Annotated in this window: 13 protein-coding genes and 1 pseudogene; 6 read left to right on the top strand and 8 right to left on the bottom strand. The window is 40.0% G+C overall.

Annotated features, from left to right (window positions below):
• From C9J46_RS19825 to C9J46_RS19790, 8 genes and pseudogenes are all read right to left on the bottom strand, one after another.
• A pseudogene (locus C9J46_RS19825) lies at nucleotides 1-286 on the bottom strand (DUF2931 family protein); the annotation flags it as partial.
• Between the two features lie 80 nt (nucleotides 287-366).
• Nucleotides 367-1,104 carry a DUF2931 family protein gene (locus C9J46_RS19820; RefSeq protein ID WP_107291414.1) on the bottom strand — a complete coding sequence of 246 codons (738 nt, stop codon included), beginning with the start codon at nucleotides 1,102-1,104 and terminating at the stop codon, nucleotides 367-369.
• Nucleotides 1,105-1,185: 81 nt separating this feature from the next.
• Entirely contained in the window at nucleotides 1,186-1,929 is a 744-nt protein-coding gene (locus tag C9J46_RS19815; RefSeq protein WP_107291413.1) for a DUF2931 family protein, read from the bottom strand.
• An 81-nt stretch (nucleotides 1,930-2,010) separates the two neighbouring features.
• Nucleotides 2,011-2,748 (bottom strand): DUF2931 family protein, encoded by a 738-nt coding sequence (locus C9J46_RS19810; RefSeq protein WP_107291412.1) that lies wholly within the window; start codon nucleotides 2,746-2,748, stop codon nucleotides 2,011-2,013.
• Nucleotides 2,749-4,830, bottom strand: coding sequence for a phospholipase effector Tle1 domain-containing protein (locus tag C9J46_RS19805; protein WP_107291411.1), 2,082 nt, complete (start codon nucleotides 4,828-4,830; stop codon nucleotides 2,749-2,751).
• Nucleotides 4,827-5,600, bottom strand: coding sequence for a DUF4123 domain-containing protein (locus C9J46_RS19800; RefSeq protein ID WP_107291410.1), 774 nt, complete (start codon nucleotides 5,598-5,600; stop codon nucleotides 4,827-4,829). Before C9J46_RS19800 ends, C9J46_RS19805 begins: the two co-directional genes overlap by 4 nt.
• Nucleotides 5,594-7,630: a type VI secretion system tip protein VgrG gene (gene tssI, locus C9J46_RS19795; RefSeq protein ID WP_107291409.1), complete on the bottom strand. Its 2,037-nt coding sequence runs from the start codon at nucleotides 7,628-7,630 to the stop codon at nucleotides 5,594-5,596. The genes C9J46_RS19800 and tssI overlap by 7 nt, the downstream gene beginning before the upstream one ends.
• A gap of 112 nt (nucleotides 7,631-7,742) precedes the next feature.
• On the bottom strand, nucleotides 7,743-8,261 hold the full coding sequence (locus C9J46_RS19790; protein ID WP_005365509.1) for an Hcp family type VI secretion system effector: 519 nt from the start codon (nucleotides 8,259-8,261) through the stop codon (nucleotides 7,743-7,745).
• Nucleotides 8,262-9,229: 968 nt separating this feature from the next.
• On the opposite strand from C9J46_RS19790, the gene tssB reads away from it, so the two are divergent.
• The 6 genes from tssB to tagH are packed head-to-tail and all read left to right on the top strand — an operon-like array spanning nucleotide 9,230 to nucleotide 15,841.
• Nucleotides 9,230-9,727, top strand: a complete 498-nt coding sequence (gene tssB / locus C9J46_RS19785) for a type VI secretion system contractile sheath small subunit (RefSeq protein ID WP_006644100.1) — start codon at nucleotides 9,230-9,232, stop codon at nucleotides 9,725-9,727.
• 37 nt (nucleotides 9,728-9,764) lie between these two features.
• Complete coding sequence (tssC, locus tag C9J46_RS19780; protein WP_107288098.1) at nucleotides 9,765-11,234, top strand: type VI secretion system contractile sheath large subunit; 1,470 nt, start codon at nucleotides 9,765-9,767, stop codon at nucleotides 11,232-11,234.
• 5 nt (nucleotides 11,235-11,239) lie between these two features.
• Complete coding sequence (tssE, locus tag C9J46_RS19775; protein ID WP_045084966.1) at nucleotides 11,240-11,677, top strand: type VI secretion system baseplate subunit TssE; 438 nt, start codon at nucleotides 11,240-11,242, stop codon at nucleotides 11,675-11,677.
• Between the two features lie 2 nt (nucleotides 11,678-11,679).
• Entirely contained in the window at nucleotides 11,680-13,446 is a 1,767-nt protein-coding gene (gene tssF / locus C9J46_RS19770) for a type VI secretion system baseplate subunit TssF (RefSeq protein ID WP_107291408.1), read from the top strand.
• Entirely contained in the window at nucleotides 13,410-14,435 is a 1,026-nt protein-coding gene (gene tssG, locus C9J46_RS19765; RefSeq protein WP_107291407.1) for a type VI secretion system baseplate subunit TssG, read from the top strand. The genes tssF and tssG overlap by 37 nt, the downstream gene beginning before the upstream one ends.
• Nucleotides 14,436-14,446: 11 nt before the next feature.
• Nucleotides 14,447-15,841: a type VI secretion system-associated FHA domain protein TagH gene (gene tagH, locus C9J46_RS19760; RefSeq protein ID WP_107291406.1), complete on the top strand. Its 1,395-nt coding sequence runs from the start codon at nucleotides 14,447-14,449 to the stop codon at nucleotides 15,839-15,841.

Below are 15,841 nucleotides of genomic sequence, written 5' to 3'. Positions count from 1 at the left end.
TAGAATAACTTCTTAATGGCATACCATAACCATCATAATTAGGTAAAAAGCCCTTTATACGCTTAAAATCACTAACCGTCATAAATTGACTATGAGTGTGTAAAATAGAGGTCCAATCTTCTTGCGTATTAATACCATATGCTTTAGTGACTCTGACTGGATAAAATGATGGCATAGCATAAGCCACAGTCCAACTCGGAACTTCATCAGGTACGCGTTCTCTATTCATCATGCTACAACCAGCCAGTAATAGGCAGAATACTCCTGTTGATATGATCTTTTTCATCTACTGTCCTTGTTAATGAACGCTGAATCTAGCTCTTTAATTGAGCGCCTCACAGATTTCTGTGAGGTGATAGGCCAATATTAATGAAGCTGGTCAACAGTAAAATGTTTAGATGTATATATCTTATTTACCTTGTCCCAAGGGATAGGGGTTAAGGTTGCGTTAGCCTTTTTAGCTCTTTTAAGTACAGCGTTTCTTGTCTGGTTATGATCAGAGTAAGTACTTCCGTTATAGTCCGTTTCGGGTGTGCTCGTTGGTGACAATTCAGTAACGTACGTATACTTACCACAACCCTTAAGCCACACTTTCACTTGTCCATTTGGTAGGAAACCAAAATCAAATTGACTTTGATAGCAAGTACGTTTTATTCCGTCAGATTCCACATGATGCTGTTGTGTATACATCAGCGCTTTCATTTTTGGGGTGACATCTAATTCAGTAATATAGAACTTGGCGTCAAAAAGGGATGTCCAGTAAAGCACGACTTTATCGGGTAGATGATTTGTATATTGTACTTGAGAGTAACTAGCTGTTGTAAAAAGATGAAGTGGTAATCCATAACCATCATAGTTGGGTAAATACTCTTTCACACGCTTTAATGCACTTACAGTCATAAATTGACTATGAGTATGCAATATAGAAGTCCAATCTTCTTGCGTGTTTATACCATATGCTTTAGTGACTCTGACAGGGTAAAGTGATGGCATTGTATAACCAACTCTCCAATTTGGAACTTCATCAGGTACGCGTTCTCTATTCACCATGCTACAACCAGCCAGTAATAGGCAGAGTACTCCGGTTGATATGATCTTTTTCATCTACTGTCCTTGTTTAATGAACGCTGAATCTAGCTCTTTAATTGAGCGCCTCACAGATTTCTGTGAGGCGATAGGCCAATATTAATGAAGCTGATCTACAATATAATTCTTTGATGTATAAATGCTATTTACCTTGTCCCAAGGGATAGGTCTTAGGGTTGCGTTAGCATTTTTAGCTCTAATATTTAACTCGTCTTCATAATCATGCTTGTAGGCAGTTGATGAATTTCCTTTATAGTCCATTTCGGGTGTGCTAGTTGGTGACAGCTCAGTAACGTACGTATACTTGCCACACCCTTCAAGCCACACTTTCACTTGTCCATTTGGTAAGAAGCCAAAATCAAATGTCGTTTGGTAACAAGTTTTACGCCTTCCATCTTCTGGTCTAGTGTAACTTTGCTTTTTATAAGCCAGCGCCTTCATTTTTGGGGTGATATTTAATTCAGTAATATAGAACTTCGCGTCAAAAAGGGATGTCCAGTAAAGCACGACTTTATCGGGTAAATGATTGGTAGGTTGGATTTGTGAAGCTCCTCCCATAGTAGCAAAAGCGAGAGGTAACCCATAACCATCATAGTTGGGTAAAAACTCTTTTATACGTTTTAATGCACTGGTAGTCATAAATTGACTATGAGTATGTAAAATAGAGGTCCAATCTTCTTGCGTGTTAATACCATATGCTTTAGTGACTCTGACTGGATAAAATGATGGCATAGCATAAGCTACAGTCCAATTCGGAACTTCATCAGGTACGCGTTCTCTATTCATCATGCTACAACCAGCCAGTAATAGGCAGAGCACCCCTGTTGATATAATATTTTTCATTTACAGTCTTTGTTTAAGGAACGCTTAATCTAGATTTTTAATTGAGCGCCTCACTGGTTTCTGTGAGGCGGTAGGCCAATATTAATGAAGCTGGTCAACAGTAAAATGATTAGATGTATAAACCTTATTTACCTTGTCCCAAGGGATAGGCGTTAAGGTTGCGTTAGCCTTTTTAGCTCTTTTAAGTACAGAGTTTCTTGTCTGGTTGTGATCAGAGTAAGTACTTCCGTTATAGTCCGTTTCGGGTGTGCTAGTTGGCGATAGCTCAGTAACGTACGTATACTTGCCACACCCTTCAAGCCACACTTTCACTTGTCCATTTGGTAAGAAGCCAAAATCAAATGTCGTTTGGTAGCAGGTTCGGTTTATTCCATCAGCCTCAACATGGTTTTGTTGTTTATACATCAGCGCTTTCATTTTTTGGGTAACATCTAATTCAGTAATATAGAACTTCGCGTTAAAAAGGGATGTCCAGTAAAGCACGACTTTATCGGGTAAATGATTGGTAGGTCGAATTTGTCTATACCCGCCCATCGTAGTAAAGTAGAGTGGTAATCCATAGCCATTATAATCAGGTAAAAAGCCCTTAATACGGTTGAAGTCACTAACCGTCATAAATTGACTATGAGTGTGTAAAATAGAGGTCCAATCTTCTTGCGTATTAATACCATATGCTTTAGTGACTCTGACTGGATAAAATGATGGCATAGCATAAGCCACAGTCCAACTCGGAACTTCATCAGGTACGCGTTCTCTATTCATCATGCTACAACCAGCCAGTAATAGGCAGAGTACTCCTGTTGATATGATCTTTTTCATTTACTGTCCTTGTTTACATTCGAATATTTGACGACAGGCAATACTGTCATCGTCATTATAAAATGGATGATTAGCTATCCCCCCATCAGCAGAATGGTGAATCAGCTCGTTTTGCATAAAATCGTGTAAACGTTCATCGTTACACAACGATTTAATAATTTTATCTATTTCCCCATTTTTAGCGTCTTTTAGGATTGTTTCGCAATCTCGACCAAAAGGGATTGAGCCTACTGTTTGAGGAACGATATAGGTAGGAAAATCTTTGTTGTTCCATATAGTCATATCCTCGACCTTATCATCCAATGGCACCCCATAATGGCAGGCTAGGCCGTACATAAGGCGTAAATACAATCGAGAAAGGTCGCCCTGTACAACGCGGCGGTAATATAATTTGGTTGATATCTGCTTCTGATTTTTGCCCCAGTTTGTTACATAGGTGCGCATCATAAAATGACTATCTTTCCAGCCCATTGCGATTTCTTTTTCTTTGTGTTGTTGAAGATAATCTTCAAAACGTGTCTGGATTTTGCGTAATTCACTATTATCGAAACGACCTCTTTGAGTCAGCGTTTTCACACACTTATTTTCCAGTAGCGGTAATAGATAACCTTTATCGAATGTCGCAGATGCATAATAACCACCGCCGATGTCTGAGTGACACCCCGGGACTTCAAGCTCAATAAAATTAGACGCCGAGTTAAATTTATTGAGACAGAAATTGTAACGGTATTCCGCTTTTCGATGGGCCGTTAAGTGAACGGCATGTTTAACACGAGCGGGGTCTAACCATAATTTCACGTTTCCCGTTTTGTCGTTATGTGGCGAGAAATCAGCTTTAGTGAAGTCTGTGATTGCTGCGACAGTATCAAAAATGCCCGCGAAGGTGATTTCACAATAGCGATTGTCTTGCCAGTCAAAGTTAACAGCAAAGTTGATGTTATTATCTTGACAAGCTTGTGTTATTTGAGAAACAAAAATACCATCAACGCCTTCTAACACAAGGTTGATGAAATGGCGTGCCGCAGCTGCGCCTCGACTAAATCCCCACGCATCTAACTCGATCTTTTTAATACCATCAAATTTATCAAAAACCTCTAATAATATGGGGCGTATATCTTTCAGGCTTCCACATAACTGTTTAATCCCAGTTTCCGCTTTTTGAGTGACACCATAATCGCCAATGCCGAGTCCTTGACCAAGTAAAGATTCATCAGCCGGAGCAATATCAGTGCTGTTACCAGTGCCAATTCCCGTCACATATTCACTATGATAGGCAATTCGCTCTTCCATATTCGGTTTTCGCCCATCTGGATAACGTTCAAATAATTTCTGAATATTTGTATGTTCATTAGCAGCGCTACTGGTAACTTCATAAACCTCGACACACTGGTTTTCATCCGGTTTATTTTCAACCGGGATGCAAAATTTTTCATTTTGAGGAAATTGAAAGCATCGGTCATCTAAATCTTTTATCGGAACTGAACCATTATGGCTAGCAGTTTCAAAACGCGATTGCCACATTGGGTTATAACGCTTAATTTGCTCGAGCCCCCAATCAGAGCTGTATGTGTTATTGGCTGTACCATCGAAAAACAGGCCGACCCGAAGGGTTATATAATTAAACCCCTTGATTTTGATAACATAACTATTATTCGTAATTAATGTCACCTCACCTTCAGCTTCAGCGACGTGTTTAGGTGGAAGCACTTGTCCTGATTGTAGTTCAACAAAGTCTCCTGCGGTGGCTGTAATGAGCTTTTTGGAACTGCTGTCATAGCCTACAGATTCAAGGCGTTTACTGACCGTTTCCTCTTCCGCCTCTTCAAGTGATGTTCGTTGTTGTGATTCGTTTAACCATGCAACATTATCAAACATTAACGTGACTGGGCCAGGGGCCAGTGTTTTCACTAGAGTCGGCTCATCTTTGAGCTGTATCTTAATGGTGGCACCGGAAGCATCAGTCAATTGACCTTGGATATTTTTAAAAGGCACGTTGTGTTCATCGACGAACAGAAATTCAATCCAATTCTCTGAACGTTCACATGGGATACAAAATGGACTTGCGCCTGTAGGATTACTCATGAGATTTTCCCTAACCAATATTGCAGCTCTTTTTGCTCATCACTGTCTAAACGTAATTGTTCTATGACCAAAGATGAGGGTGTGTGGGTCGTAACTATCAGTTGAGCGATGGTCCAAAACTCTAATGACTCTCTTTCTATCGATAGGCTACCTTGATGAAATAAAGCCGTTAAATCCGACTCTTTCTTACTCAATTTTTCCATTAATTCAGGTACGCTTTGCCAAAGTCTCCTTGAAACACAATAGGCGTGGTTATTAATGTTATAAAGTTCAGAAAAGTCTTCATCGTTGAGTACCCACCACGGTGCCTGTTGAAGAGAAAACTGATCTTGATAAGGATTTTCCAAACAGGTTTGTTCGCCATTGATTGTCATATGAACACGATGTGCAGCTCCCATAAAGAGTACACGACGCTCTAAGGTACTGTTTTGATATACCGCATTAAATATGCCCGGGTCATAAAAGCGAAACATGACACTTTCACCTTGATAGCCAGCCATTAACAGTGAACGTAAATGGGCAATCAACATTTCATACAAGGGGGCTTCAAACATGATACCTTTAGTCAATAACGCTTCATTTAGGCTCTTATGATTGTTCGTGATTTTAATGACCCATGGAGACACGTCGACCAAATTATGAAAATAGTCAGTCGTAAATAAAGGCTCTGCACTTTCCAAATAGCTGGCATTAGAGTTTAAGACTTCTTTATATGATTCATGATTAACAACCCAATATAACGGGTGAATATTTTCTATTTTGCTCAACATTCGCTTTTCTCCGCCAGAGGGCAGGCTTTTACCAATGGTACATTGGCTTTTTCTGCTTTCATAAATGCGGCAATGGGGACTGTTACTGTCGGTGCTAATGTTGTTGCAAGTTCAACTTCTCCCGGAAGTAACGGAGCAATACCGCCATATCCCTTACCACTGCCCGCACTGCCACCTGCATTGATGTTGACTGCCGCTCCTGAGAGCGATACGCCTGATGCGTCGATTTTGATGAAGCTGCCGCCGGCTTTTAAGGTCAGCTCTGCGCCTGCCTCTATCACCACTTTTGTGCCGCCTTTCAAATGCACTTCATTTCCTGCATCCACCAGTAAGGCTTGGCCTTGTTTCATGTGTAAGCTGCCATCAACCGCAACGGTTTGATCGGCTTTTACATGAGTACGGCTTTCACCGTCGACGGTTAGGTGGTCGTGGGCTTTAATGTGGGTGAAGCGTTCATTGTCTACATCAAGGTGCAAATCGTGTTTGATGTCGTCTTTGCGATCGTTTTCCACCAAGGTATTCACGTCTTTTTGCGCGTGAACGTAGATTTCTTCTTTGCCTGCTTGATCTTCAAAGCGCAGCTCGTTATAGCCATCACCTTGGTGCGTTTCCGTGCGCAATACCGTACGGGTTTTATTGGCTGGTAACGGGTAAGGGGGCTTGTTGGTCGCATGGTAAGTGCGGCCAGTGATAATCGGTTGGTCTGGGTCACCTTCTAAGAAACTAACAATCACTTCATGACCAATACGCGGCAGTGCGACCATGCCATATTGGCTCCCCGCCCAACCTTGGGAGACACGTATCCAGCAACTCGCATTATCATCACTGTTGCTGTATCGGTCCCATGGGAACTGGACTTTTACGCGACCGTATTCATCACAGTAAATCTCTTCGCCTTCAGGGCCCACAACCATCGCAATTTGTGGGCCATCAACACGAGGCTTAGCCGTGTAAGGGGCTCGCCATGGGCGATGACCGGGTATCACAATAAAATCATTGTTGTAGGTCGTTACACCTTGTCCTCCAGCTTCTTCTAATGCTTGCGGTTGCGTGCCCATATGGTTAACCGCCACCACGAGCCATTCGTCATTACATTGCTCATCATCGTGCTCTTGCAAGGCAAAGTTCACCCCAGCAATTAAACCGTGGATGTTACTTTCACCATAGGCTGTATTGGCATCACGACGTAATGATTCGAGTCGAAAAGAAGTAAACGGCTTACCACTGGCATCGTCTTTGTAACGCCCTGGGTAATCGTAATGTTCGTAATTGGCTTGCTGGTAATCGGCTTCTTTCGCATTGGCTGTTTGTAAGAAGCTATAAGCCGGCTTTTTAAAACTGTAATCTTTGAGTTGCGCAGACGATGGGCGCATTTGCGTATGGCGAGCAAAGGTGCGCACAAAAGGCACGCCACTTTGCCCACCACTGCGGCTGTTATAAGGCAGTGGTGCCGCCAGTCGAGCGGCACTTTGGGTGTCATCAGAAAAGCGCAGGGAATTCTTTTTATTATCATGGACAAAGCTGTAAAACAGGCCTTCTTCTGCGGCAATGCGGTCGATAAAGGCTAAATCTGTTTCACGGTACTGGACGCAATATTCACGCGGCACGTAATCTCGCGTTAAAACGAAATCAACATCAGTAATCCCTAATTCTTGTAATATCACCGAGATAATTTCAGGCACCGTTTGTGTTTGAAAGATACGGCTATTATGGCGCAACGCGAGGCGGGCTGCTGGCGGTACAAACTCTACCTGATACAAGGTGTGGTGATGGCCTGTGTCACCTTGGGTAAAACGTCGAATAATGCCATGCCATTGCTGTTGCTGCTCACCGTCTCGCCAGACCGTGAGCGTGGCCGTGTTATCGACGGTTTCTTGCGGCGTATAGGCCGGGTGACGACTGGCTAAGTCGATGGTAAAGGCGAAAGGCATAGACAGGTTGTCAGTGCCTGAAAATTGCGTAACGGCAAAGGCATCAGCCTCTAGCCCATCGACTTCAAATGTAAATTGCAAACCCGTTTTTGTTGCCATACTGACCTCGTGATTAAACCTTTGCTAACGTCGGCCTTGCGGCGTATTTAGCAAAGGCATAAACGAAAAGCAGCCTACACAGGCGTGTGTAGGCTGAGACATGGTGGAGTGATTACGCTTCTAGCGGTGCACGCCAATCATCAGCACCTGATGTGCCCGATACCGTGTGATCCCAGTTAATCGCACGGTAAGCCATTGAGACTTCAATAAGCTGAGTGAAGTCTTCTTTTGATGAATCTTGGCAGTGTGGCATGTGGGTGTTGATATCAACAATCGTTGCATCGGTCAGCGTTGTGGTGAAGTAGTGCTCTTGTTTACCTTCAACCGATGTGCGGTACCACTTTAGCTCTACAGACGGTAGCATTTCACCTGATGCCAATGAGTTGTACATCAGAGGAACGGCTTTGTTCAGTGCCACGGTAAATTTAAATGGCTTGTGAACACGTTGACCTGAAGGCTGACCTGATTGTGGGTCTGTAGGAACAGTAACAACGTGCTTGAATTCTTGAACAAGCATTTGGTCTTCGTGACCTTCAACATAGATGTTACCGACAGAATCAGGCGTGAATGCACCGGCTGTGATGTTACCCTGAGTTTGGCCTTGGATCGCGATATAACAAGGAGTTGGCATCTTAGTATCCTATTTTATGATGGAGTAAATGACACAGCCTATGCTGTGATGACGTGCTGTTAAAGCAGGAAGTGTGCCAGTTTTTAAGTTACTGATAAGTATGGGTTTTGCTTTTTTACGCTAGTAAATATCGAGCAAGATCTTGCCCGGCTGGGCAACTTATTGCTCGATTTGGGCAAGATCTTGCTTACTTTCGTGATTAAAGAATTTTTATTGGTAATGATTTGTCATCTGAATAAGCAATGATTAAGGGCTTAAAAAAATGGCTAAAAAATAAAAAACGCGCAATAGATATGGTTAGTAAAATGTAAATAATAAAGTTTATTTAACAATCTCTTTTTTAATGGAGTCTGTTAATAACGAAGCGGGCAAGATCTTGCCCGAATGTTAAATATCAGGTATTGCTTTAAATTTTTTATTTACAATATTCTTATTAGTGAGAAAGGGCCTAGTATTATTAAAATCATATCCTTTATTCTATTATATTAATTAGGCTCTCTAAATTATTAATAGAATGAAGCACATTTTTATACTGAATTTTTTATATGGGAGTTTGTTTTTTGGGAAGGCTATCACATATATTTGGTTTTTTAATTTATTCAATATTTTAAAAAAAACATAGCATTTTAGTCTGGAGTTTAGCGTTAATATGTTAATGCTGGGTTTAAGGTTATGGAATCAATAGTTTTTTATGTTGTGTTTGAATTTATTAAAATTCTTATTTGTATGTATTAATAGATTTTAGTGTCTCAAAATCTATACAATATTGCTTGATATGCAACGGTAATTACTATTTAATTCACTGCAAGCAATATTTGTTATCTAGAAGCATTTTTGTTGGTTAGGAAATAATATAAATAATAAAGCATATTTAATTAAAAATAACATTTTCATTTTTAATTTGTTAAAGATGTTAAATCTGCTGGTTTATCTATTCGTTGTAAATAATAAAAATAACGGGGTTTAAAATGTCTAAAGAAGGCACCGTCGCACCTAAAGAACGTATTAATATTAAATACGTTCCTCACAAAGGTGATGTTCAATCTGAAGTAGAGCTACCATTAAAAACACTTGTTGTGGGTGAATTTAAAGGTGATGGGGAAGATAAACCTATAGAAGAGCGTAAAGCCGTTTCAGTTGATAAAAATAACTTTGAATCGGTTATGCGCGAAAGTAAATTATCGTTGACAACTTCTGTGAAAAACAAACTTTCAGACGATGATTCTGACTTATCAATTAATCTTTCAATTAAAAGTCTTAATGATTTTTCTCCTGATGCAATCAGTCAACAAGTTCCAGAATTAAAAAAACTGATTGAATTAAGAGAAGCATTAGTTGCTTTAAAAGGACCACTTGGAAATATTCCAGCATTTCGTTCTCGTCTTCAAGAACTAATTGAATCTGACGAGTCACGTGAAAAGCTACTTAACGAGTTACAACTTGTTAGTGGCGAAGGTGAGAAATAGTAATTTCCTTTTGGTTTTAATTTTAAGAGAACGATAAATGTCTTTACAAAAAACAATTGAATCATCAAGTACAACTGAAAGCAGTTTACTTGATGAAATTATGCTTCAAACACGCATGACTCCGTCCGATGAAGGTTATGACATTGCCAAGAAAGGGGTGGCTGCATTCATTGAAAATTTACTGGGTAATGCTGGTGTAGAACAAGTCAATAAAGGACTTGTTGATCAGATGCTTGTTGAGTTAGACAGTAAGATTAGTGCGCAAATGGATGAAATTTTACACTGTGAAGAGGTTCAAAAGGTTGAATCTGCTTGGCGTAGTGTGAAGATGCTTGTTGATCGTACTGATTTTCGTGAAAACAATAAAATTGAATTATTGCATGCGACTAAAGAAGAGCTTTTAGACGACTTCGAATTTGCGCCAGAGACGTCTCAATCTGGTTTATATAAGCATGTATATTCGTCTGGATACGGACAATTTGGTGGTGAGCCTATTGGCGCTATCATTGGTAATTACTCATTCACGCCATCATCGCCTGATATTAAGCTACTTCAATACATTGGTGCTGTGGGTGCAATGGCTCACGCTCCATTTATTTCAGGTGTAGCACCAGAATTTTTTGGTATCGAATCTTTTGAAGACTTACCAAATATTAAAGATTTAAAAGCAACATTTGACAGCCCTCGCTATATTAAATGGCGACAATTACGTGAATCTGAAGATTCTCGTTACCTTGCATTAACGGCTCCACGTTTTCTTCTTCGTACCCCATACGATCCAGAAGAGAACCCAACTAAAACATTTAATTACCGTGAAAACGTGAGTGATTCACACGAAAGCTACTTATGGGGTAATACCTCTTTTGCTTTGGCTTCACGTTTAACTGATAGCTTTGCTCAATACCGTTGGTGTCCAAATATCATCGGTCCTCAAAGTGGCGGTACTGTTGAAGATTTACCTGTTCATTTATTTGAATCTTTGGGTGAATTACAAGCAAAAATCCCAACAGAAGTGTTAGTGACAGATCGTAAAGAATTTGAATTAGCTGAAGAAGGCTTTATTGCATTAACCATGCGTAAAGGTAGTGATAACGCTGCATTCTTCTCTGCAAACTCAGTTCAGAAACCAAAAGTGTTCCCTAATACGAAAGAAGGGCGCGAAGCTGAAATGAACTTCAAATTAGGTACTCAATTGCCTTATATGATGATCATTAACCGCTTAGCGCACTATGTGAAAGTATTACAACGTGAACAAATTGGTTCTTGGAAAGAGCGTCAAGATCTTGAGCGTGAATTGAACGCATGGATTAAACAATTCGTGGCTGATCAGGAAAACCCACCAGCTGATGTTCGTAGTCGCCGTCCTTTACGTGCTGCGAAAATTGAAGTACTTGATGTTGAGGGCGATCCAGGTTGGTACCAAGTGGCATTGTCTGTTCGCCCTCACTTTAAATACATGGGCGCAAACTTTGAGTTATCACTAGTTGGTCGTTTAGATCAGGCATAATTTCAATGTCTTATATAGAACTAGAAGATAGGGCTTATGGTGTTAGTCTCTTTGAACGTTTAGAAACTAATGCGCCGCGAAAAGTGATGACGAAAGGACCGGATGCTAAACATGTTTTAAATTCAATTAAACGCAATGTTGCGCAATTACTTAACACTCGTTTAGGTGAAGCGCTGTGTGCGCCTCATTTGGGATTAATTGATTTTAATGATGCAACTTTAGGTACGCATGATCTGGCATTACAAATTAAGCTGGCAATTCGTCATTGTCTTGAGCGCTACGAGCCACGTTTAGACAAGATTGATATTCAATATGTGCCAAATGATGAAAGTCCATTAAATATTTTCTTTCATATTACAGCATGTATTAATTCAAGAGCACTGCATGATTCGGTGCGTATTGATTTGATGTTGGATAATAGTCGTAAATACAGAGTAATTTAACTTTGTCACAAGAAAAATATTTTAGGGATGAGCTTGCTTTTTTAAAAGAGCAAGGCGTTGCTTTTGCCGAAGTACATCCTCAATTATCTCGTTTTTTACAAGGGAAAAATACAGATCCTGATGTTGAACGATTATTAGAGGGCTTTGCTTTTTTAACGGCTCGTTTACGTGAAAAAGTTGAAGATGAATTTCCTGAGCTCACACATTCTATAATCAACATGCTTTGGCCTAATTATTTAAGGCCTGTACCAAGCTTGAGTATTGTTCAATTTACACCGATTGAAAAAGCAATAAGTGTTCGTCAAATAATACCAGCAAATACAGATGTTGATAGTGAAGCGGTGTTCGATACTGTGTGTCGGTTTAGAACTTGCCGAAACCTAGATATTTATCCTTTGGAGTTGGTTGATGTTGCGACTACCCATAGCCGGGAGTCGTCAATCATTGATTTGAATTTCGATGTATTAGGCGAACAAAGTTTACCCGATATAGATCTAAAAGCGCTGTCATTGTTCTTGGGTGGACATCAGTACAGCGCGCAGATGCTGTATTTATGGCTAAACCATTATTTATCACATATTGAATTAGTGTGTAGTGATAAAACGATAGCGATTCCTGCATCACAATTTAAAAGCTGTGGCTTTGATTCCTCTGATGCGGTAATGCCATATCCAAAAAATGTTTATGAAGGTTATCGTATTTTACAAGAATACTTAACGTTTCCAGATGCATTTTTATTTGGTGATTTGGTTAATCTTGATCGTTATATCACGCCGGATATGGGTAGAAAGTTTCAATTGAAATTTGTTTTTTCAAGAACGCTACCTGCCGATGTTCGCGTACGTAAAGATAGCTTTAAATTATTTTGTACACCGATTATCAATCTATTTACTCATGATTCTGATCCTATCGATTTAACGGGAAAGCGGGCGGAATATCGCATTGCACCTTCAAGTCGTCTTCCTGCTCATTATGAAATTTTCAGTATTGATCATGTAGAAGGGCGACAAGAGGATCACAAGTTACGTTCAAAGGGGCAAAAGCGTGTTTATACCTCTTTTGAAAGTTTTCAACATGAAATCGAACGTTCTCGCCACCGATTAGCGCTCTATTACCGCGCAAGGGTGAGAGAGAGTGTAAGAAATGATGGTTTTGATCATTACATTTCATTTGTTCGTGGGGATGAAACGCTAAATGTCGGAACCAGTGAAGCGATTTCATTGCAGTTAACGTGTACGAATCGACAATTGCCATTGGAGTTAGGGATTGGTGATATTTGTGTGCAAACAAATAGTTCACCGTCTTTTGTGACTTTTTCTAACATCACAGAACCAACACAGCCGTTAAGGCCGACGTTAGATGGCAGCTTGTTGTGGACATTGATTTCAAATTTATCGCTTAACTATCTTTCATTGCTTTCGAAAGATGCACTGTGTTCTGTACTTCGAGCTTATGACTTTAGAGCACTTGTCGATAGACAAGCTGAGCGTGTTGCTAAACACAGACTTGATGGGATCGTAAAAATTACATCTAAGCCAATTGAACGGATCATCAAAGGATTACCTGTTCGAGGTTTACAGTCTGAGTTAGTGCTTAACGAAGAAGCGTTCAGCTCTGAAGGGGATTTGTATTTGTTTGGGAGTGTGTTAAGTCGCTTCTTTTCTTTGTATGCAAGTATCAATTCATTTCATGAGCTTATTGTAATTAACAGTGTCAATCAGGAACGATATTCATGGGGAACGCAGACGGGTCTACAGCCTTTGATATAGATCTTGATTGTGACCATCTTGCATCCGATCAATTAGCAATAGTAGAGCAACAAGTTCGGTCTTACGACTTTTATCAATTAGTCGAACTTTTACAGCGCTTAGCTGATGAAGATCCTGAGACCGAAGGGTGGGAAACACATTGTCGTTTACTGTTTAAAGCCAATCCGAGTTTAGGGTTTGCTGCGAGTGATATTTCAAAATTAGAGATATTGGAGCAAGGTGGTTTCTGTTTAGAAACGACGTTCTTTGGATTAAATGGTGCTCAATCACCATTACCGGGTTTTTTATTAGAAGAAATAGCATCTGAGAGTGAAACGGGGTTAAGACGGCATTTTCTCGATTTCTTTAATAACCGACTATTGGCGTTGGTATATCGAATTTGGCGTAAATACCGTTATTACATTCGGTTTAAAGAAAATGCCAGTGATGCCTTCTCTTCTCAGTTATTTGCCTTAGTCGGCTTGGCTGATGAAGACCTTCGTGGTGAAACCGCAATTAACTGGGGGAAAATGCTTTCATACGCCGGTACATTAGCTGGTAGAAGCCGTTCCCCACAAATTGTTGCAGGTATCATTTCTCATTGTTTTGATTTGGATAACGTTGTTATTCGTCAGTGGGTAGAGCGTAAAGTAGACATACCCAATCATCAACGAATGTGTCTTGGAAATGCAAACTGTGAGTTAGGTGAAAGTACAATTATTGGCTCGACGGTTCGTGATTGCACGGGAAAATTTGTTATTGAGATTAAAGATCTTACCCAATCACGATTCAATGATTTTTTACCGTCAGGCAAAGAGTATTTGCCATTTTGTAAGCTGGTTGAATTTATTCTTCGTGAGCAAATGGCATTTGATCTGGAGTTAGAGCTTAAAGAAGACGAAGTACCTTCATTGCAATTGATACAAGGCTCAACGCTGTCGTTAGGTTGGTCTTCTTTCTTAGGTGAGACGAATAATAACCGTAAAGTTTGTATACAAGTTCGTCAGTAAAGGGGCTAAAAATGGCGGAACAACAACGACTAAAGTTAAAAGTTACTAATACTCGGTTCTTAGAACCGGGTTTGTCGGCAACGAAAGAATTTTCATCTGCTGGTGGCGCGATTGGTTCTAGTTCATCGAGTTTTTGGCACCTAGCTGATAGAGACGGAGTTTTGGAACCGGTTCACTGTCAGATCACAATGATTGATGGCTGTTTTTGTATCACTGATATTTCGAATCAAACCTATATCAATGGTGCTTCAATGCCGATTGGTTGGCACAAGCATGCGCGTTTAAATGAAAATGATGTTATTTCAATTGGTCCTTATTTCATTCGTGTTTCTATCGGTGAAGCATGCACTGAAAATGATAAAGACATTGAAGAGATGCTATCTAAATCAACTGATATTGATTTATTTGGTGATGAGCTAGATGTCACAACTAAGGATCAAAAAGCGAATGTGGATGATCCATTATTAGCACTCGATCAACTCAAACATAAAACAGAAGTTGAATCGTTAATTACACGAAATAAGCCAGCAGTATCTCTTAATAATACACAGTCATTAATTTCTGAATGTGATTCGTGGATTGGTGATGCCCAGACAATACAAGCCGATACTGAAAATGACACAACGTCAGCTATTACATTAAGCGGTTTTAAATCTACGTTGAATGCTGATGAAAAATCATCGGGATACATAGCGACTACTTTAAATAGCAAGGAACTTAGAATGGACGATAACACGCTGGATCTGCTTGAAGAAGAAATGGGACGAGGTTTTTCTGGTTCGAATAATAATTCGATGGTAGCAACAGATGAAAACCATTTATTAACGGGTCCGCTATTTCGTGGTTTAGGCGTTAGAACGAATAACAGTGATGATTTAGCTGAAATGCAAATGCTATCTGAAGAGATGGGAGCATCATTACAAGCTGCAGTAAAAGGGTTAATAGAACTTCATCAACAAGTTAATACCAGTCGATATGGTGTGATGAATAAGAACTTGCAACCCATTGAAGATAACCCGTTACGACTTGGTTTAAGTTATGACGAAACAGTACAGGTTATGTTTGATAGCCAACGTAGTCTTGTTCACTTATCTGCACCAGCAGCCATCGAAGAAAGTCTTCGCACAGTTAAAGATCATAATGATGCTGTACATACTGCAATTAGCGAGGCACTGAATCAAATTATTCAAGCCTTTTCACCTGAAGTGTTGATGCGAAGGTTTTTACGTTATCGTCGTCCTGGCCAATCGGTTGGTGAATCACCAGAAGCATGGGCTTGGGAAATGTATCAAAGTTATCATAAAGAGTTGACTTCAAATCGTCAGCATGGATTTGAAAAGCTATTCTGGGAGATTTTTGATCAATCTTACGATAAAAACCTGCGTGATAAACAACAAGAGGTGTAG

This window comes from Photobacterium sp. GB-36, assembly GCF_003026135.1.
In the GTDB taxonomy this organism is placed as follows: Bacteria; Pseudomonadota; Gammaproteobacteria; order Enterobacterales; family Vibrionaceae; genus Photobacterium.
Note: the sequence above shows the minus strand (reverse complement) of the source record. Positions and strands in the feature narration are given on the sequence as shown.

Excerpts from the sequence above, each read along its gene's own strand:
- C9J46_RS19800 (WP_107291410.1), bottom strand. The coding sequence starts at position 5,600 with ATGTTGAGCAAAATAGAAAATATTCACCCGTTATATTGGGTTGTTAAT.
- C9J46_RS19820 (WP_107291414.1), bottom strand. The coding sequence starts at position 1,104 with ATGAAAAAGATCATATCAACCGGAGTACTCTGCCTATTACTGGCTGGT.
- C9J46_RS19805 (WP_107291411.1), bottom strand. The coding sequence starts at position 4,830 with ATGAGTAATCCTACAGGCGCAAGTCCATTTTGTATCCCATGTGAACGT.
- tssG (WP_107291407.1), top strand. The coding sequence starts at position 13,410 with ATGGGGAACGCAGACGGGTCTACAGCCTTTGATATAGATCTTGATTGT.
- tssC (WP_107288098.1), top strand. The coding sequence starts at position 9,765 with ATGTCTTTACAAAAAACAATTGAATCATCAAGTACAACTGAAAGCAGT.
- C9J46_RS19815 (WP_107291413.1), bottom strand. The coding sequence starts at position 1,929 with ATGAAAAATATTATATCAACAGGGGTGCTCTGCCTATTACTGGCTGGT.
- C9J46_RS19810 (WP_107291412.1), bottom strand. The coding sequence starts at position 2,748 with ATGAAAAAGATCATATCAACAGGAGTACTCTGCCTATTACTGGCTGGT.
- tssI (WP_107291409.1), bottom strand. The coding sequence starts at position 7,630 with ATGGCAACAAAAACGGGTTTGCAATTTACATTTGAAGTCGATGGGCTA.
- tssB (WP_006644100.1), top strand. The coding sequence starts at position 9,230 with ATGTCTAAAGAAGGCACCGTCGCACCTAAAGAACGTATTAATATTAAA.
- tssE (WP_045084966.1), top strand. The coding sequence starts at position 11,240 with ATGTCTTATATAGAACTAGAAGATAGGGCTTATGGTGTTAGTCTCTTT.
- tagH (WP_107291406.1), top strand. The coding sequence starts at position 14,447 with ATGGCGGAACAACAACGACTAAAGTTAAAAGTTACTAATACTCGGTTC.
- C9J46_RS19790 (WP_005365509.1), bottom strand. The coding sequence starts at position 8,261 with ATGCCAACTCCTTGTTATATCGCGATCCAAGGCCAAACTCAGGGTAAC.